This window comes from Steroidobacter sp. (genome assembly GCF_036402275.1).
In the GTDB taxonomy this organism is placed as follows: domain Bacteria; phylum Pseudomonadota; class Gammaproteobacteria; order Steroidobacterales; family Steroidobacteraceae; genus Steroidobacter.
Map to the genome: position 1 here is coordinate 76,208 of NZ_DASWTF010000011.1, position 17,057 is coordinate 93,264.

The window sequence follows — 17,057 nt, forward strand, 5'->3', positions numbered from 1 at the left end:
TCGAGCATGAAAGTATCGAAGTTGTCCCGCCGTCAGTTCGTGCTCGCGTCGGCGTCGTTGAGCGCCGTCGCTGCTGGTGGACTGTTGTTCTCGTCGGAAAGTAAGGCGCGCACGGGCACACTGCTTTCGGCATTCGAGGACGCGCGCGGCGATCAATACGTTGGCGGTCTGTCACTCGAAGATGAGCAAGTGTTCGGCGCACGTGTGCCGATGCGCGCACACGGATGCGCCATTCATCCAACCGATCCCAATCGCGTTTTGTTTTTTGCGCGTCGCCCTGGAACCCAGGCGTTCGAACTCGACCGCGCGTCCATGCAAGTCCGCACCGTGTTCACGACCGAGGCCGGTCGACATCTCGCGGGCCATGGCAGTTATTCGGCCAACGGCGATCTGATCTTCACACCTGAACACGATTACGAGCGCGCCCGTGGTGTCGTGGTCGTGCGCGATACGCGCAACTTCAACATCGTCGGTGAGATCGATACTAATGGCATCGATCCGCATGAAGTCGCCTGGATGCCGGATCGTCGTTCACTGCTGGTTGCGAACGGCGGCATCATGACGCACCCACGCACGTTCCGCCGCAAGCTGAACATTCCCACCATGGATCCGTCGCTGTGCGTGATCGACGCAGCGAGCGGTGAATGCAAGGAGCAATGGCGGCTCCCGGATCATCTGCTGAGCATTCGTCACGTGTCGATGACCAGCGGCGGCACCACTGCCGTGGGCTTGCAATACGAAGGAGAGAAAGAGCAGGCGCCGGGCATCGTGGCGCTGTATCGACCGGCGGAGTCCGGCAAACAGGCGCAGTTTCGTTTGCTGACAGCGCCCCCCGAGGAAACACCGCGCTTTCAAGGTTACGTCGCGAGCGTCGCGATCAGCGAAGCGCACGACGTGATCGCGGCGGCGTGCCCATACGGCGGCGGCGTCGCGTGCTGGTCACTTCGAGATGAACGTTATCTCGGCTTCATCCCCGCGTCGGAAACATATGGTTTGTCGCGAGTCGCCGACGGTTCGATCGTGGCGTCACAACGCGACGGCACGGCTTACGACGTGGATGAAAGTCGACTGCGTTCACACTTTCTGAAAATCGCGAGCAAGCAACCGATCCGCTGGGACGATCACTGGGTCGCGACCGCTTGAGCACACGGGCATAATCCGACAGGTCCCAGGTGCGGGACTTCTCAACGCCGGAGTGCCCTCAGTGATTTCTGAACGCAGCCTCGCTCGCAACCTCGTCGCCGGCCTGGTCATGGGCCTGGCGTTGAACGTCGCGCACGCCGCCGATAAGAAGCCCACCAACGACAAGCTGCCGGACTGGGCGCCGCAGCCCAAACCGCACGTCATCGAAGATCGCTTTCGCGTCGAGGTGATGACCGTCGGCGCCAGCCTCGATACCGATCTGCGCGTCGATCGAACCCTCGCCACTCCCGGCACCCTGGTGAACGCCGAGGACGACCTCGGACTGGACGACATGAAGATTCTGCCGCTCGGCGAAATCACGCTGCTGCCCGGCGATCGCCATCTGCTCCGATTGAGCGGCTTCGGCCTGCGTCGCAATGCAGAGCAGACCATCGACCGCACCATCGTGTTCGACGAACAGACGTATCTACCGGGCGAGGTCGTCGACAGCACGCTCAACCTGACCATGCTGGGGCTCACGTACGGCTACAGCATCGTGCAGATTCAAAGCTTCGATCTTGCGCTCACCTTCGGCATCCAGGTAATCGAAGTGGAAGCGAACGCAGTGGTCCGCAGCCGCGTGGTGCGCGAAGCCGAAACCGGCGTCACTCCGTTGCCGCTGGCCGGCATCGAAGGCCGTTTCGATTTCAACGAGCGCTGGTCGGTGGAAGCGCGCGTTCAATATCTATCGGTGGAGCTCGACGAGATCGACGGCTCGGTGTTGGACGCCCGCGCCGCGCTCACCTGGCGCATGAATCCGCATCTGGTGATGGGTTTGGGCTATCGGAACTTCGCCGTGGAAGTGGATTCGCGCGACGTCGATACGCCGGGCTTCGTGGATCTGCAGATGGCTGGCCCGCTGCTGTTCCTGCGGGCCAGCCTGTAACCGCCAATGCTCAGGTCTTGGCCCGCAGCGACACCGCTTCGGCCGACTGGATCATCACCGGGGGCTGCTCGTCCTCGCCGTTGCCGTCCTCGACATGCGAGTCGGCCGTGGCCCGCATGTCATCGATAAAAATCCGCGAGGCGTAATGCAGCCAGGACAGCGACGAGCGCGCCTTCACTTCGTTGGGCGGCGTACGCAGCGTCTTCGACGGTGATTCTCCAAACAACGCCTTGTAGTTGCGCGCGAACAAACTGAAATCCCAAATGCCGTAGCGGGCGGCAATGCGCGTCACGGTGTCGCGCTGTGGATCGGCCCGCAGCAGCGCGGCGCGAATCTCACGCAACTGGCGAACCTTGAGCAGGCGCATCGGACCGACGCCGAAGAACTCGTGAAAGATGTTTCTTAGCGTGCGCTCGCTGACCTGCGTGGCGCGGCACAAATCGTCGACGAACAGCGGCTGCCCCTCGTTCGCTTCGATCAACTGCAGAGTGCGCGCGATGACCCGGCTGCGCGAGAACTGCGGCCGACCGACGTGACGATCCTGCACCTTCATGCTGCGCTCGAGCACATGCGTGAGACACAGCGCGACCTCTTCTTCCGCCGCCGCGATAGCCGCCGGCTCGCTGAAGTCGATGTTGCTGGAGATGGCTCGCTCGGTCACCCAACGCAGCCGATTCAGATAAGGCAGCGCGGAGCGCGTGCGAGGCCCGACGCCCGAACGTGCGCTCACGAACAGTTCCGGCGGGATCAGATGCGTATCGGTAGGCACGCTGACGCCAGCCCAGCGCACCACGTCATGGCCAGTGAACGTGAACGGCTGGTCTTCCTGCAGCAGGATGAACGCGTCCTCTTCGAGGAAATGTCCATCGATGCGGATCTGCGTCGGATCCGTCATCGGCAGGCCGAGCGTGTAGCGGCCCGGCTCGCCATCCCCGGCGAACGTGGTCGGGCTGCCAATCTGAATCTGTTGTAGCGATATCGACCCGGGTCGAACCGCTTCGGACCACCACTCCGAGGTCGAACGCGCCGTCGGAATGAAACGTCCGTCTACCCCTGTGATTGCTTCGGCAAACTCATCGAAGTCCCGAAAAACCAGTCTTGCCATGGCCTCTCCTCCCTTGCCTGACTGAAGTCCGCTCAACGCTCCGTCGAAATATGTATCTTGCCGTAATCTGCCGTTAACTTCTTATCGGCCGGCAATTGTTGCCGAATCCTCACAGCCGTACATACGCGGAATGGGCAAAGTCGCGGATTTCCGGATCCACACCGCCACCGATCGTTTGCGGCGTCTACCCCGTGCGACAGCCGATCCTGATGACATTGCTGGTGTTGTTGGTGGTCGCGCAAGGGGCCGTGCTGGCCTATTGGGCGCTCCGGGCCCGCCGTTTGCGCTCGGCGCGGCGCGAGGCGCTGGGCCTGCAAAGCGCCGACACGCACGCCGGAAGACTCGCACTGGTGGGCGAGATCGCCGGCTCCATCGCGCATGAGATCAGCCAGCCGCTGAGCGCGATTCTGATCAACGCCGAGGCCGCGGACAGCCTGCTCGGCCAGCCGCATCCGCCGCTCGACGAAATCCGCCGCATGCTCGCCGACATCCGTCGCGACGACCTGCGGGCCAACGAAATCGTGCGCCATCTGCACTCCCTGCTGAAGCGTCGCGAGCTGCATACCACGATGCTCGATCTGAACGAAGTGGCGGTTAGCGCCATCAGCCTGATTCAGCCCGTGGCACGCAAACGACTGGTGACGGTGCGCAGCTCGCTCGATCCCTCGCTGCCTCCCATTCACGGCGACTCCGTTCACATCGAGCAAGTCCTCCTGAATTTGATGATGAACGCCATGGATGCGATGGCCTCTAATACCGCAAACGGGGCCGCGGAGCGTATTCTTGACGTCACGACCAGCCGTTATGACAAATTCTCGGCGGCCATCACGGTCACCGACACGGGACCGGGCATCGCGGCGGCGTATCGACCGAAGATATTCGAATCGTTTTTCAGCACCAAACAAGAAGGGATGGGACTGGGCCTGGCCATCGCGCGCACCATCGTCCAGGCTCACGGCGGCAAGATCTGGCAGGAGGGAACCCCCGCCGGGGGCGCCGCTTTCAAGTTCACGATTCCGCTGCAGAGGGTGTGAACGACTGAAGACGGGCCATAGCAGACAGGCCATAGAGGACAGGAAGGGGAGCAGGAAACATGGATACCGGGGGAGGTTGCCATCAGGAGCCGCTGGACGATGCGGCGCATCGCTTCGTCATCCACATCGTCGACGACGACGACAGTTTCCGGCTCAGCTTGGTGCGTCTGTTCAAGGCCCACAACCTGCAGGCGCAGGGCTATGCCACGCTGGCCGAGTTTCAGCAGGCGGATCTGGACGGCGCGCCGGGCTGCGTGCTGCTCGATATCTGCATGCCGGACGGCGACGGCCTGGAGTTGTTCGAGCAGCGGGTGAACGACGAAGTGCTGCCGGTGATTTTCGTCAGCGCGTACGCCGACATTCCCATCAGCGTGCGAGTCATGAAATCGGGCGCGCTGGACATTCTGGTCAAACCGGTGCCGGCTGAAAAACTACTCGCCGCCATCGGCAACGCCCGCCAGATCGCTGTGCAACGCTTCACCGCGCGTCGTGAAGCACGCGAACTGCTCGAACGCTATAAAACATTGACGGAGCGCGAGCGCGTCGTGTTCGCCGGCGTGGCGGAAGGCAAGCTCAACAAGCAGGTGGCGGTGGAAGTCGGCGCCTGCGAGCGAACCATCAAGTCCGAGCGGGCCAAGATGATGAAAAAGCTGCGGCTCACGCGCTTGGTGGATGTGGTGCGCGCGGCAGAAACGGTGGGGCTGAAGCTGTCGTTCGACGACCCGTCGTCAGGATCTACAACTGGAAGGCAACAGTAAGCAACACGCCTTCAGCGATATCTCGCAACAGGCTGGGCGGCTTCGCGTGGTACGCGCTGCCCTGCTCCGCCGCCGCCGCGATCCACTCCGCCAGCCAGTCGATGGACTGGCGGCCATAAAACACCACCGCGGCTTCGTGGTTGATCAAGAGGCTCCGCAAATCCAGATTGATGGAGCCGCACATCGCCAGCGTTTCGTCGATCACTACAGCCTTGGCGTGCACCATCTGCGGCAACAAACGGAACTCCACGCCGGCGGCAGCGAGATCGCGCATGGGCCTCGATCTCACGAAATCGGCGAGCAGATGATTCGAGCGCTGAGGAATGGCGATGGTCACTTTCACGCCGCGACGGGCCGCAAGTCGCATTGCCGCACGCAAGCTGTCGTCCGGCACGAAATAGGGTGTGACGATCAGCAACCGGCGGCGCGCGCGATAACAACCGTCGATCAATAGAGACTGCGCGGTGTCTTCGACCTGGTCCGGGCCGCTCGGCAGGAACTGCGCCAGTTCGCCGCCTTCGATGGGTACTGCCTGGCGTTCGCGCACGTCCTTTCGGGGCTGCGTGGTGCTCCAGTCGAGGTCGAACTGACGGCCGGCGGCGACGGCGACTGGCCCTTCGAGATCGAACGACAGGTCCGGCCAGATCGTGCCGTGCGCGTCGCCGAGGAAATATTCCCCAGCCAGATTGCGACCGCCACACCACAGATTGCGATCATCCGCGATCACGAGCTTGCGGTGGTTCCGCAAGTTGCGCGGGCCGAGGCGGCGCAGACTGAAGAACGGACGAAACACCGCGACCTTGGCGCCGGCGGCGGTCAGCTCTCTCACGTAACGGCCTGGCGCGAGAATGGCGAAGAATCCGTCCAACAATAGCCGGACCTGGACACCTTCGCGAGCTCGGCGTGCGAGCCGCGCGACGATGTCACTTCCGAATGCGTCATTGCCGATGACGAAGGTGCTGATGTCCAACGTGTGGGTTGCGCCCTCCACGATCTTGAACAGCGCCTCGCGCGCCTGTGCGCCGTCGGCGTGCATGCGGACCTTGCAAGCGGAGGGTGGGGCCAGTCCGAAACTTTCGATGAGCTCCGCCGCCCAGTGCGGACCTTCCACAACCACGCCGGCATAGGGAATGGCGACCGGCTTGAGCTTGCGCTGCCCGAACAGGATATACAGCGGCAGCATGACATACGGAACCAACGCCAGGCCGAGCACCCAGGCAATCGCAGACGTGGGCGCGCGCCGCTGCTCGCTGGCGCGGCTGGTGAGAATATAGACAAGGAGCGCAACCGCGCTGACCAGGAAATGCTGCGAAGGAGTCGGCAGCCAATCGACGATCATTAACCCTGCATCCCCTTGCCCAGAGGGGCCGCAGGGTAGCAGATCCAAGGTGCGCGGCCGCACGACCGGGTCGGAGAGTTTTTCATGCGGCCCGCAGGCCGCGTCGATCATCGCACCGCGTCGGCCCACGGTCTCGGTCAGTTCGCGGTTCCCGACATTCGCTTCATGTATTCGGCGGCGGCCGCCGTGTCGCCGGAGTCGCGGGCGTAGGCGGCCAGGGCGGCGAGCAGGTCTCGATCGGTGGGATGGCTGCGAAGGGCTCGCTCCAGAGTGGAGATGCCCTCTTCCTTCTTGCCAGTGTCGTAAAGCGCAACACCGAGCACATAGGCGTAGCGGACATCTGTCGGCGACTGCTTTGCCGCGGTCTTCAGCTGAGCGATGGCGTCGTCGTAACGCCGCTCGCGAATCATCGCCAGGCCCATCGAGTGATGTAGCGCAGCCGTTTGCGGTCCTTCTGTGCGCTGTGCGTCGAGGCCTGCCTGCAAGATGGCGATGGCCATCGCGTTCTCGCCAGTGCGGCTCTTCAAGTCGGCCAGGTTGACGTAAGCAGGCCCGAAGGTCCGATCGAGGCGAATCGCTGTTTGATATGCGGTCTCGGCCTCCGCCACGCGGCCCAGTGACGCGCGCAAATTTCCGATGTTGATGTGAGCGCCCGGCTGATCGGCGTTCTCCATCTGCGCGCGCTCATACTCGGCAATCGCGTTCGCATTCAAACGTTCGGGCGGCGCGGACGTGACTGCCGCCAATCTCACGGCTCGCACCGGATCATTCACTAAGGGCAGCACAGCCGAACGCTGCGCCGGCGGATAAAAAGTAAACGCGTCCGCCGCAGCCATACGCACCAACGGATCCGCGGCACGCACCGCCGACTGCAACGTATCGAGCGCGGGCTCACTCGGATACGCAGTCAGCCGATCGATGGTCGTCGCACGCAAGATGGCCGGAGTGTTCGCATCAGCGGCGAGTCGCATGAGCTGACTGTCGGTCGAGGCATCAGCAAACGTTTCCTCCTGGCGCCGGTTCGGTCCGTACCACTTCGCCACCTGATCCGCCGCCCACTTCGCCGAGCGCTTCTCATGGCACGAATTGCAAGCATTCGGCGTTCCTAGCCGCACAGAAACATCCGGCCTCGGAATACGGAAGCTGTGATCGCGACGCGGGTCGATCTGCATGTACACGCGCGACGGCGCATGACAGTCCACGCACTGTGACCCCGGCTTGCCCGGCTCATGAAAGTGATGCGCGGATGAGTCGTAGTTCTTGTGCTGCAAGGTCGACACATCGATGCTGGGACGCGCCGCCGGCGCACCGGCATTGTGACAACCCGCGCACAACTCGTTTCCCTCACGACGTAGCTTCAACGAATGTGGCTCGTGACAGTCGCTGCAGCGAACCCCCTTCGCATGCATTTTCGACTGCAAGAACGATCCGTATTCGTACACCTCATCCCGGATCTGCCCGTCTGGAAAATACAAATCCCCGGTGAGCAGCGATGGCAGATGCGTCTGCATCAGCCGCTCGCCGTGACGATAGTCACTGGAAATTACCGAGCGGCGCGAATGACAGCGAGCGCAGGTCTCGATCTGCGCGGTCGCATCGGCCGCGGCGAAGTCCAGAGAAAAATCCTGCTTGGCTGGCGTCTGCGAAGCGACATGATTCGACGCCGGCCCGTGACACGCCTGACAACCCACGTCGATTTGCTTCCAGCTCGTGTTGTAGCTGCCGGTCTCCACGTCGAAATTCTTTTTCACGTCGGTGGAATGGCACTCCGCACACATGAAGTTCCAGTTCTGCGACGGCTGCGTCCAATGTAACGGGTCGAGATGATCGATGCGCTCGTCCGGGTAGAGATGGAACCAGCGCTTCTTACCCACGTCCCAAGCGATGGTGAATGACTGCAGCCGGCCGCGATCCAATGCGATCAGGTACTGCTGGAGAGGCTCCACGCCGAACGTGTACTTCACCTCGAAGTCGGTGGCCTTGCCGTCGGCGCCATCGGTATTGATCCAATACTTGCCGTCGCGTTTGAAAAAGCGCGTGCGAACGCCGTCCTTGGTGAAACTCGCGTCGTTGAAGTTGCCGAGCACCGTGGCGTCGGTCGCCTCCTCCATGGCCAGGTCGTGATGCGAGCCATGCCACGCCTTCGCTTGCTCGGCATGGCAACCGGCGCAGGATGTCTCATCGACGAAAGTCGCAGCCGGGCGCGCCGCTGGAGTCACAGCGACGGGAACAGGAACGTCATCAGGCGAACGCGAGTGACGATAGAACATCGCCGCGAGTACCGCGACGAAAATGAGGATCAGCGACGCGCCCCACGCGCGCCGCCCACGCCAGTTCATTTATTTCTTTGGTTGTGTGGCCGGATCGGGTTGCTGCGACTGAGGCGCGGGTTGCGCCGGCTGCTGCTCCGGAACAGTCATCGGCTGGAGCATCACCACGCCGGGTGTGTCGGACGTGATCGGCGCTTCGGCGGCGGCTGCGGCCTCGGCAGCGGCTTGAGCGGCGGCGGCCTCTGCTTGCTGGCGCTCAACCTCCACGGAGACCGTGTTCATGTACTTGTGGAACACCTTCAGGAAGCTGTCGACGGCGGTCAACGTCAGCACGATCGGGATGGCGGCGATGGCCGCGGCCACCAGCCACTTGAGCGGCTTGGGACGACGCTCCTCTTGATCGAGGGCGGCTTCGCGTTCAACGGACTCCTGCGCGCGCTGCTGAATGGCCTTCTGCAAATCGTATTGGCGCCCCTTCAGGTGCAGGATGCGCGCGCCTGGCGCGCCATTCGCCTCCGCGGAAGCCGACTCGGGCAGGCGCTCTTCGGACTGTTGACTCATTAGAGGACACTTCGGTGACAGTCGCGGCTGGACACACGCCGCAGCATAACGCGGACAGCCCCCTGTTCAACTAGGTGGGACCCGCCGCGACCAGGAATATTTGCGGATACTAGAGAGACCCGGACAGACAGGTTGCAGTTCCCGCGTGATACGTAGAGCTTTATCGGGCACAAGGATGTGCCCCGCCGCCGCAGGCGGCGGCGAGAGGCAAAAGTCGCGCCTTTTGCCGACTCGCACGCGGGTCGTGGCAGGATGCCCGATCCCGCGTATTAACTAGTACCTACGTCCAGGATGCCTTGACGCGTTGAGGCCCGCTGGCGACGATGCTGCGAGCAAGGCGGGGTCGGCAGGAAAATGAACGGCAAAGCCATGGCCTGGTTGGGAAGTTTATGCGCGGCGCTGACATGGATTGGCGTCAGCATCGCGGACGACGCCGCCCGCGCGCCCGAGCGCGCCACCAAGCAATCAGCGCCCGCCCAAACTGCGCGCCAGGCTTGCGTCAATCAGTGCGAGCTCGCCAACGGCGCTTGCAACAGCGAAGTGCGCCAGGCGCGTCAGGAGTGTTCGCGCAACGCCGCCAACAGCGGGCGCGACCCGATGACCATGCGCAATAACGACTACACGTACTTCTGCAGCTATTTTCGCGACCTGGGCCGACGTGGCGGCCCAGGCAACTTCGCCGCTCGTTTTTCTCACCACTACGACGTCTGCATCGACGTCATTCAGCAGAACATCGCATCGATGCGTTACGACTGTTACCGCAACGAGCGCGACGCGCAGAACATCTGCCGCGCCGAGCTCCGCGAGTGCCAGGCGTCCTGCCAGTAATCAAACGCGCTCGATCACCATGGCGATGCCCTGCCCCACGCCGATGCACATCGTGCACAGAGCGTAGCGCCCGGATGTTTTCTCCAGCTGGTTGAGCGCGGTGGTCACGAGTCGTGCGCCGCTCGCGCCCAGCGGGTGTCCGATGGCGATCGCGCCACCATTGGGATTCACGTGCTCGGCATCGTCGGGCAGACCGAGCTGACGTGTCACCGCCAGACCCTGCGCGGCGAACGCTTCGTTCAACTCGATCACATCCATCTGCCCGACCTCGAGCTTCGCCAACGCCAGCACCTTGCGCGTCGCCGGCGCCGGGCCGATGCCCATGATGCGAGGAGCGACGCCGGCGGTTGCAGTAGCAATGACACGCGCCCGCAACTTCAATCCATACTTCACGGCCGCCTCTTCACTCGCCAACAGCACCGCGCAGCTGCCATCGTTGACACCGGATGCGTTACCAGCGGTGACAGTGCCATCGGGCTTGACCACGCCTTTCAACTTCGCGAGCGCTTCGAGCGAAGTTTCGCGCGGATGTTCGTCGGCGCTGAACTTGATGGGATCGCCCTTCTTCTGCGGAATCTCCACCGGCACGAGCTCGGCTTCGAAAAACTTCGCGGCGTGAGCGCGTGCGTAACGCTGCTGACTGCGCAGAGCGAACGCATCTTGATCGGCGCGACCGACACCGAACTCCGCCGCGACGTTCTCCGCCGTCTCGGGCATGGAATCGATACCGTACTTTGCTTTCATCAACGGATTGATGAAGCGCCAGCCGATGGTCGTATCTTCGATCTTCGCGGTACGTGAGAACGCGCTGTCCGCCTTGCCCATCACGAACGGCGCACGCGTCATGCTTTCCACGCCGCCGGCGATCACGAGCTCGGCTTCGTTGGAACGAATCGCGCGGGCCGCGAGATTGACTGCATCCAGACCGGAGCCGCACAGGCGATTGATGGTCGCGCCGGGCACGACATCCGGCAGACCCGCGAGCAGCGCCGACATCCTGGCCACGTTCCGATTATCCTCGCCGGCCTGGTTGGCGCAGCCATAGTAAACATCGTCCACCGCGGCCCAATCGACCTTGGCGTTCCTTTGCATCAACGCCCGGATGGGAATCGCGCCGAGATCGTCCGTGCGTACGTTGGCGAGAGCGCCGCCGTAGCGGCCGATGGGAGTGCGGATAGCGTCGCAAATATAAACCTGGCGCATGACTCGATCTCGATGACTTTTAGCAAGCTCGATTCTAGCCGCGTTACACGGCGACGCGTAGCATGCACCGATATGCATGCAAATAATGTCCGAGGAATTCTCTGCATGCTGGCCGCGGTCGCCAGTTTCGGCGTCCTGGACGTCAGCATGAAGCGCCTGGCCGAAACTTATCCTGCCATGCAGGTGACGTTCATTCGCGCCCTCGCGTCGCTGCCTTTTCTTCTGCTCGCGACGGCTTGGTTCGGTCGCTGGAAAGATCTGGTGCCTAACCGCTGGGGCCTGCATCTGCTACGTGGCGTACTGCAGGTCGCGACACTGTACTTTTTTGTCTACGCGGTGAGCCGGCTTTCGTTAGCTAATGCGTACACCATCTTCATGTCCGCGCCGCTGCTCATCACGGCGTTGTCCGTGCCTTTCTTCGGCGAACGCGTCGGCTGGCAGCGCTGGGCCGCGGTCGCGGCCGGCATGGTCGGCGTGCTGGTGGTCGTGCGCCCCGGCGGTGGAGGTGCCGAGTTGGGCGGAATGGCGATCGTCGGCGGGCTCGCCGCAATCGCGTCCGCGACGGCGTATGCACTGGGAGCGTTGCTGGTCCGCGTTCTGCAGCCGACGGAATCCAGCGCGGCCACGGTGTTTTGGCCGCTGTGCCTCACTTCGATTTTCGCGGGCACGCTGGCGAGCTCGGCATGGGTGCCGGTGCTATGGGATCACTGGTATTGGATCGTGATCATCGGCCTGAGCGGCGCGCTCGGCCAATACTTCTTCACCGAGGCCTTCCGCCTCGCAGTCCCCTCGGTGATCGCGCCGCTGGAATACACGGCGCTTGCCTGGGGCATGTTGTTCGACTGGTTACTCTGGACGACGGCGCCGAGCGCTCGCATGCTGACCGGCGCAGCCATCATCGTCGCAAGCGGTCTCTACGTCATTCACCGCGAGCGACTGCTTGCGGCTCGCGCCTCACAAACGACATCAACCGCGAAGGCGTGAAGACGCCCTGGAACAGTACCAGGCCCACACCGACCAACACGAATGCCGCGGCAGAGAGCGCGAGCGCAGTGAGGCGCTCGTCCAGCACGACCGAGCCCAGCAGCAACGCCACCACCGGATTCACCAACGCGTACGTGGCAACCTTCGGAGCGGCGACGCGAGTCAGCAGCCACAAATAACAATTGAGCGAAATGATGCTGCCGAACACGATGAGATAACCGACGGCGAACACCGAGCTCCAGGTCACGGCGGAAGGATCGAAGTGGGTCCACTCGTTGTCGAGCACCGACATCAGCAGCTGGAACAGTCCGCCGAAAATCATCTGCGCGCAGGTGAAGCTCAACACGGAACCCGGCTGCACCGCTCGCTTCTGAACCAACGTGCCGAAGCTCCAGCCGACGGTCGCAATGAGCAACGAGAGCAGGTACCACGGATTTGCTTCACCCGAGAGCGAACGCGTGTGCGTGACGATGGTCACGACGCCGACGACCGCGATGGTCGTTCCGATCAACGCCTGACGCGTCGGCGCGCGCTTGCTGAAGAACGCCCAGTCGAGCAACAACACGATCACGGGCACGGCGGTGACGATCAACGCAGCGATGCCGGACGGAATGCCCTGCTGGGCCCACACCACCAGACCATTGCCGATACCCGACAGCAACACGCCGGTGAGCACGGCCATCTTCAGATCCACCTTCGCCATGGGCTGCGGATCGCGCCAGCGCAACCACGCATACATGGCGAGGCCCGCGATCAGGAAGCGCGCCGAGCCGCTGATGAACGGCGGAATATGCTGAATGGCGACCGCGATCGCGAGATACGTCGTGCCCCAGATGAAATAGATGGCGGCGAAGGCGGCGAGCAGACCCACCGACAATCGGGCGGTGCTGGAAGAAGACATGGAAAATCCTTTGGCTCGGTTGGATACTCTACCGCGGACTGGCAAGCAGTACAGATTCAGGTAGACTGACCCGCGACCAATACAGTTGAGGTCGAGCATGTCCGCCGAAGAACCGCTGCTCTACGAACGCGTCGCCCGCATGGTCGAAGCGCAGATTGCCAGCGGAGCGTTGCGGGGTAATGAACGCATTCCTTCGGTTCGCTCCATGAGCCGCACGGCCAAGGTCAGCATCTCCACGGTGGTGCAGGCCTATCTGCATCTGGAGAACATCGGACTCATCGAAGCGCGACCTCAGTCCGGGTTTTATGTCCGCCCGCCGGCGCGCGCCGCTGTTCCGCCGCCGCGCCCCAAAGTCAGTCGCTCGCGCCGTCCAATCTCCGTCGCAGCGGAAACACTCGATACATGTCGTGAGGCACTGGCGCGTCCGGACATCCTGCAACTCAACGGCGCCTTCACGTCGCCCACCTTGTATCCGAATCAGCGGCTCAACAATCTGATTCGCGAAGTCCTGCGCGACCATCCCGCGCACGCCGGCGAATGTTTGCTGCCGCCGGGACACGAGGAACTGCGACGACAAGTGGCTAAACGAATGACGTTCGCCGGCGCACCAGCGGATCCAGCGCACGTCGTGATCACGGGCGGCACGATGGATGCGATCACCATGTCGCTGCAGGTTCTCTGCAAGGCCGGCGACACCGTGCTGGTGGAGTCGCCCACTTACTTCGGCGTGCTGCAGGTGGTCGAGTACCTCGGGTTGAAAGTGGTCGAGGTTCCGAATCACACGAGCACCGGCATCGACGTCGACGCGGTCAGAAACATTGCACGCACGACGCGGCTCGCCGCGGCCGTGCTGATGCCCAATTTCAACAATCCCACCGGCAGCGTCACGCCCGAGGACGCGAAGCGCGAGATCGTTTCGATTCTCACCGCGGCCGAAGTGCCCATCATCGAAGATGACATCTACGGCGACCTGCACTACGGCAACGTGCGCCCCACTTCGCTGCGCGCCTATGACGACGCGGGCCTGGTGATTTCCTGTGGTTCGGTGTCCAAGACCATCGCGCTGGGCTATCGCATCGGCTGGGCGGTGTCGCCGCAGTTCCATGCCGATATCGCGCGCGCCAAATTCTTCTCGTCGGTGGCTTGCCCAACGCTGCAACAACTGGTGCTCGCGCGTTACTACGCGAGCGGTGGCTACGATCGGTATCTGCGCCGCGTGCGCACGACGCTGGCGTCCAATTCGCAGAGCGCGGTCGACGCGATCATTCGTTACTTTCCGCCGGGCACTCGCGTGGCGCGGCCGAGCGGCGGCATCGTGCTGTGGATCGAATTGCCCGCCGGCGTGGACGGCGCGGAGTTGTTTCGTACCGCGCTCGCCAGCCGCATCGGCATCGCACCCGGCCTGGTGTTCTCGGCCAAGGCCGACTATCGCAATTACATCCGCATCAGCTGCGGGATGCTGTGGACGGCGACCATCGAGCGCGCCATCGAGAAGCTCGGCCGGCTGGTGGCCGGCATGGCCAGAGCGAGCTGAATCGAGGGCGCGCATGATGAGTCGGTCAACACGGTGCATTCCGCAGGCCAATCTTCAGCAGCGTAAGCACGCCCGCTTCCAGGATCAGCACCGCGGTAAACGTGACCAATACGAACGCCATGGCGATTTCCTCCGTCGCAACCCCGGTCTTTACCGACTGCTGGCAGTCCGTATGACCTGACGATCGACCTCGGCCTGCGCCGCGATCGGCTCTTCGATCTGAGTAATGGTGACCTCACCGGCCGGCAACGGCGTACGCGAGGCGTTCCATTCCAGAACAGACAGCAGGGTCAAGCTGATGACCACCGCGGCCGTGACTGTCGTTACCAATCTCATGACTGTTCCCTCCATAAAGGCTGCTGTGAAAACCAGCGGGCAAGAACCGACTGCCGTACCGCATGCGGAACCGGAGTGCGGCGTGACTCGACGGGCTCGGCCCATTGCAGCCGCAGCTGCTCCGGGTCGGGTTCGGCGCGGCGCGCTGCTTTCTCCAGTTTCAAACGGTCGGCTTTCAGCCTGGCCAGGGTCATGAACAAGTACTCGTCCATAAAAACCTCCGTTGAGATATGCATCTCGGTTATGGAGGCGTAGCGTATTCCTGGCGTTTTCCCGCGAATAGCGATACTTTGTGTCCGCTATCTATGATTTAAAGTCACAGCAAAAGCGATTTTTGCGACCGCCATGAAGCGCATACCGGTGGGCCCCCTGCGGGCATTCGATGTCGCCGCCCGGAACCTGAACCTGAGCGCGGCGGCCGAGGAAATGAACGTCACCCACGCGGCGGTCAGCCGGCAGGTGAAGCAGCTGGAAGAGCGATTGGGGGTGAAGCTGTTCGAGCGCCTGCCGCGCGGCTTGCGGCTGACGGCTCAGGGCGCCCTCTTGGCGGAAGGCACCCGTGCCGCGTTCGACCGACTGGCGTCGGCGCTCGAAGATGTGTCAACGCCGACGGCGCGGCGGAAGCTGACCATTTCGACGTTCTCTTCTTTCAACGCTCGCTGGCTGATGCCTCGCTTGCGATCGTTCTCTATGTTGTTCCCGGACGTCGATCTTCAAGTGATCACCACGGCGCAGCTGGTCGACTTCGCCCGGGAGGATGTGGACATCGGCATTCGATTCGGTCGCGGCAACTATCCGGGCCTGCACGTCGTGCCGTTGTTCCGTCCGAGAGACGTCGTGGTGTGCTCGCCAGCCCTGCTGAAAGGCGGGCCGCCGTTGAAGAACATCAACGATCTGCGTCACTTCACCTTGTTGCACGATGATTCACATCGCAGCTGGACTCGATGGTTGGAAACCGTCGGCGCCAAAGGCGTCAATCCCCGTCGCGGCATCGTCTGTGGCGATCGCAACTCGATGCTTCAGGCGGCGTTGGAAGGCCAGGGCGTGGCGCTTGCCTCGGCAGTGTTCGCTGCCGGCGAGCTGGCCGCCGGTCGGCTGGTGAAAGTGTTCGACACCGAAGTGGCGTCCGAATATTCGATTTACGCGGTGTGCCTGCCCCGGCGGTTGAACGACCCGGTGCTCGCGGGCGTCATCGACTGGCTGGAGAAAGAATCGAAGTCGTCGCACGACGTGTTTCCGCCGCCGGCGGAGTGAGCGGTTCTTTTTGCCCAACTATTTTTTCTTGCCGAACAGGGCTTCGAGCTCGGCGCGAGCTTTATCGGCCGCGGAAGGTTCGGAAGCTTCGCTCTTCGAGCCGCCAAACAGCGCATCCAGCTCCGCTTGAGCTTTGGCGGCGGCGTCGGTGGTCTTGGCCGAGTAAGCGTCCTGGCGAGGTTTGAAGTAGTCGCAGAAGTTCGCCCGCTCTTTGTCCTTCACTTCCTCGGCGATGGGCTCGCGACAATGCTTGGCGACGCTGATGCTGTACCACTCGCAAAGTTTGCAGACGTGCAGTTCGGCGTGGCACTGGCGACATTCTTCGAGGCGGCGCAGGGGCAGAGTCAGATCTGCCAGGGAGGCGCCGCATTTCCAACAGACCAGAGCCACGGCGTCACCGGTGCTTCTGGTCGTTCTGGGTGGCGATCTCGTCGTAGCCGCGGCCGATGAATTCGATCAGGCAGATGCCGTGACCGAACGGGTCGGCGAGCATGGCGATCTTGCCCCAGTTGTTGGTTTTCACCTGAGTCTCGAGCCGGGCGCCGGCATTGCGAGCGCGATCCAGCGCACCTTCGATTTCGTCGACCACGAAATCCAGGTGCACGGGCGTCCAGTGACGCGCATACGAGCGCAGGTGCCGGCTGGTTGCGGAGGCCACGGTGCCGTTGGGCTTCACCAGCAGATAAATGGGCGAAGTCGAACCCAGCAGCTCGACCGCGTCCGAGCCAAAACGCCGACCCACGTGCAGGTTGAAAGCCTTGCAATAGAAATCGGTGGCCTTGGCCAAATCGTCAACGTCGATATTGACCAGCATTCTGGCGGTCATCGAGAACCCTCGGCGCTACTTAACTAAAGTCGAAAGATTAACGCGTCGGCGTCCCG

General features: G+C 62.7%; 18 protein-coding genes. 8 read left to right on the forward strand and 10 right to left on the reverse strand.

What is annotated here, in order from left to right:
• Nucleotides 1-6 precede the first annotated feature (6 nt).
• Nucleotides 7-1,143 (forward strand): DUF1513 domain-containing protein, encoded by a 1,137-nt coding sequence (locus VGD45_RS04265; protein ID WP_331154027.1) that lies wholly within the window; start codon nt 7-9, stop codon nt 1,141-1,143.
• 61 nt (nt 1,144-1,204) lie between these two features.
• Nucleotides 1,205-2,068, forward strand: a complete 864-nt coding sequence (locus tag VGD45_RS04270; RefSeq protein WP_331154028.1) for a hypothetical protein — start codon at nt 1,205-1,207, stop codon at nt 2,066-2,068.
• A 10-nt stretch (nt 2,069-2,078) separates the two neighbouring features.
• On the opposite strand, the gene VGD45_RS04275 is transcribed toward VGD45_RS04270, so the two are convergent.
• Nucleotides 2,079-3,173: a helix-turn-helix domain-containing protein gene (locus VGD45_RS04275; RefSeq protein WP_331154029.1), complete on the reverse strand. Its 1,095-nt coding sequence runs from the start codon at nt 3,171-3,173 to the stop codon at nt 2,079-2,081.
• Between the two features lie 191 nt (nt 3,174-3,364).
• On the opposite strand from VGD45_RS04275, the gene VGD45_RS04280 reads away from it, so the two are divergent.
• Both VGD45_RS04280 and VGD45_RS04285 read left to right on the forward strand, forming a co-directional pair.
• Nucleotides 3,365-4,207 carry a sensor histidine kinase gene (locus VGD45_RS04280; protein WP_331154030.1) on the forward strand — a complete coding sequence of 281 codons (843 nt, stop codon included), beginning with the start codon at nt 3,365-3,367 and terminating at the stop codon, nt 4,205-4,207.
• A 59-nt stretch (nt 4,208-4,266) separates the two neighbouring features.
• Nucleotides 4,267-4,965 carry a response regulator transcription factor gene (locus tag VGD45_RS04285; RefSeq protein ID WP_331154031.1) on the forward strand — a complete coding sequence of 233 codons (699 nt, stop codon included), beginning with the start codon at nt 4,267-4,269 and terminating at the stop codon, nt 4,963-4,965.
• On the opposite strand, the gene VGD45_RS04290 is transcribed toward VGD45_RS04285, so the two are convergent.
• The 3 genes from VGD45_RS04290 to VGD45_RS04300 form a co-directional block, all read right to left on the reverse strand.
• The gene (locus VGD45_RS04290; protein ID WP_331154032.1) at nt 4,943-6,304 is read right to left on the reverse strand and encodes a phospholipase D-like domain-containing protein; all 1,362 of its coding nucleotides are present in this window, start codon (nt 6,302-6,304) and stop codon (nt 4,943-4,945) included. The genes VGD45_RS04285 and VGD45_RS04290 overlap by 23 nt on opposite strands.
• Before the next feature lie 137 nt (nt 6,305-6,441).
• Entirely contained in the window at nt 6,442-8,643 is a 2,202-nt protein-coding gene (locus tag VGD45_RS04295; RefSeq protein ID WP_331154033.1) for a tetratricopeptide repeat protein, read from the reverse strand.
• A complete protein-coding gene (locus tag VGD45_RS04300; protein ID WP_331154034.1) occupies nt 8,644-9,135 on the reverse strand; it encodes a hypothetical protein in 492 nt (163 codons plus the stop codon).
• A 354-nt stretch (nt 9,136-9,489) separates the two neighbouring features.
• On the opposite strand from VGD45_RS04300, the gene VGD45_RS04305 reads away from it, so the two are divergent.
• On the forward strand, nt 9,490-9,963 hold the full coding sequence (locus tag VGD45_RS04305; protein WP_331154035.1) for a hypothetical protein: 474 nt from the start codon (nt 9,490-9,492) through the stop codon (nt 9,961-9,963).
• On the opposite strand, the gene pcaF is transcribed toward VGD45_RS04305, so the two are convergent.
• On the reverse strand, nt 9,964-11,166 hold the full coding sequence (pcaF, locus tag VGD45_RS04310; RefSeq protein ID WP_331154036.1) for a 3-oxoadipyl-CoA thiolase: 1,203 nt from the start codon (nt 11,164-11,166) through the stop codon (nt 9,964-9,966).
• A 72-nt stretch (nt 11,167-11,238) separates the two neighbouring features.
• On the opposite strand from pcaF, the gene VGD45_RS04315 reads away from it, so the two are divergent.
• Nucleotides 11,239-12,150 carry a DMT family transporter gene (locus VGD45_RS04315; RefSeq protein WP_331154037.1) on the forward strand — a complete coding sequence of 304 codons (912 nt, stop codon included), beginning with the start codon at nt 11,239-11,241 and terminating at the stop codon, nt 12,148-12,150.
• On the opposite strand, the gene VGD45_RS04320 is transcribed toward VGD45_RS04315, so the two are convergent.
• Nucleotides 12,086-13,051 (reverse strand): EamA family transporter, encoded by a 966-nt coding sequence (locus VGD45_RS04320; protein WP_331154038.1) that lies wholly within the window; start codon nt 13,049-13,051, stop codon nt 12,086-12,088. The genes VGD45_RS04315 and VGD45_RS04320 overlap by 65 nt on opposite strands.
• A gap of 97 nt (nt 13,052-13,148) precedes the next feature.
• Between VGD45_RS04320 and VGD45_RS04325 the strand changes: the two genes are divergently transcribed.
• A complete protein-coding gene (locus VGD45_RS04325) occupies nt 13,149-14,585 on the forward strand; it encodes a PLP-dependent aminotransferase family protein (protein WP_331154039.1) in 1,437 nt (478 codons plus the stop codon).
• A 150-nt stretch (nt 14,586-14,735) separates the two neighbouring features.
• Here VGD45_RS04325 and VGD45_RS04330 read toward each other — a convergent pair whose 3' ends face one another.
• Both VGD45_RS04330 and VGD45_RS04335 read right to left on the reverse strand, forming a co-directional pair.
• Entirely contained in the window at nt 14,736-14,921 is a 186-nt protein-coding gene (locus VGD45_RS04330) for a hypothetical protein (protein WP_331154040.1), read from the reverse strand.
• Nucleotides 14,918-15,133 (reverse strand): hypothetical protein, encoded by a 216-nt coding sequence (locus VGD45_RS04335; RefSeq protein WP_331154041.1) that lies wholly within the window; start codon nt 15,131-15,133, stop codon nt 14,918-14,920. Before VGD45_RS04335 ends, VGD45_RS04330 begins: the two co-directional genes overlap by 4 nt.
• Nucleotides 15,134-15,266: 133 nt before the next feature.
• Here VGD45_RS04335 and gcvA point away from each other — a divergent pair, with 133 nt between their 5' ends.
• Nucleotides 15,267-16,175 carry a transcriptional regulator GcvA gene (gene gcvA / locus VGD45_RS04340; protein WP_331154042.1) on the forward strand — a complete coding sequence of 303 codons (909 nt, stop codon included), beginning with the start codon at nt 15,267-15,269 and terminating at the stop codon, nt 16,173-16,175.
• An 18-nt stretch (nt 16,176-16,193) separates the two neighbouring features.
• On the opposite strand, the gene VGD45_RS04345 is transcribed toward gcvA, so the two are convergent.
• Nucleotides 16,194-16,565, reverse strand: coding sequence for a hypothetical protein (locus tag VGD45_RS04345; protein WP_331154043.1), 372 nt, complete (start codon nt 16,563-16,565; stop codon nt 16,194-16,196).
• 4 nt (nt 16,566-16,569) lie between these two features.
• Nucleotides 16,570-17,001 (reverse strand): VOC family protein, encoded by a 432-nt coding sequence (locus VGD45_RS04350; protein ID WP_331154044.1) that lies wholly within the window; start codon nt 16,999-17,001, stop codon nt 16,570-16,572.
• Nucleotides 17,002-17,057: the final 56 nt, after the last annotated feature.

Coding starts and splice junctions, on each gene's coding strand:
- VGD45_RS04265 (WP_331154027.1), top strand. CDS start 7: ATGAAAGTATCGAAGTTGTCCCGCCGTCAGTTCGTGCTCGCGTCGGCG.
- VGD45_RS04275 (WP_331154029.1), bottom strand. CDS start 3,173: ATGGCAAGACTGGTTTTTCGGGACTTCGATGAGTTTGCCGAAGCAATC.
- VGD45_RS04285 (WP_331154031.1), top strand. CDS start 4,267: ATGGATACCGGGGGAGGTTGCCATCAGGAGCCGCTGGACGATGCGGCG.
- VGD45_RS04290 (WP_331154032.1), bottom strand. CDS start 6,304: ATGATCGTCGATTGGCTGCCGACTCCTTCGCAGCATTTCCTGGTCAGC.
- VGD45_RS04295 (WP_331154033.1), bottom strand. CDS start 8,643: ATGAACTGGCGTGGGCGGCGCGCGTGGGGCGCGTCGCTGATCCTCATT.
- VGD45_RS04300 (WP_331154034.1), bottom strand. CDS start 9,135: ATGAGTCAACAGTCCGAAGAGCGCCTGCCCGAGTCGGCTTCCGCGGAG.
- VGD45_RS04305 (WP_331154035.1), top strand. CDS start 9,490: ATGAACGGCAAAGCCATGGCCTGGTTGGGAAGTTTATGCGCGGCGCTG.
- pcaF (WP_331154036.1), bottom strand. CDS start 11,166: ATGCGCCAGGTTTATATTTGCGACGCTATCCGCACTCCCATCGGCCGC.
- VGD45_RS04315 (WP_331154037.1), top strand. CDS start 11,239: ATGCATGCAAATAATGTCCGAGGAATTCTCTGCATGCTGGCCGCGGTC.
- VGD45_RS04320 (WP_331154038.1), bottom strand. CDS start 13,051: ATGTCTTCTTCCAGCACCGCCCGATTGTCGGTGGGTCTGCTCGCCGCC.
- VGD45_RS04325 (WP_331154039.1), top strand. CDS start 13,149: ATGTCCGCCGAAGAACCGCTGCTCTACGAACGCGTCGCCCGCATGGTC.
- VGD45_RS04330 (WP_331154040.1), bottom strand. CDS start 14,921: ATGAGATTGGTAACGACAGTCACGGCCGCGGTGGTCATCAGCTTGACC.
- VGD45_RS04335 (WP_331154041.1), bottom strand. CDS start 15,133: ATGGACGAGTACTTGTTCATGACCCTGGCCAGGCTGAAAGCCGACCGT.
- gcvA (WP_331154042.1), top strand. CDS start 15,267: ATGAAGCGCATACCGGTGGGCCCCCTGCGGGCATTCGATGTCGCCGCC.
- VGD45_RS04350 (WP_331154044.1), bottom strand. CDS start 17,001: ATGACCGCCAGAATGCTGGTCAATATCGACGTTGACGATTTGGCCAAG.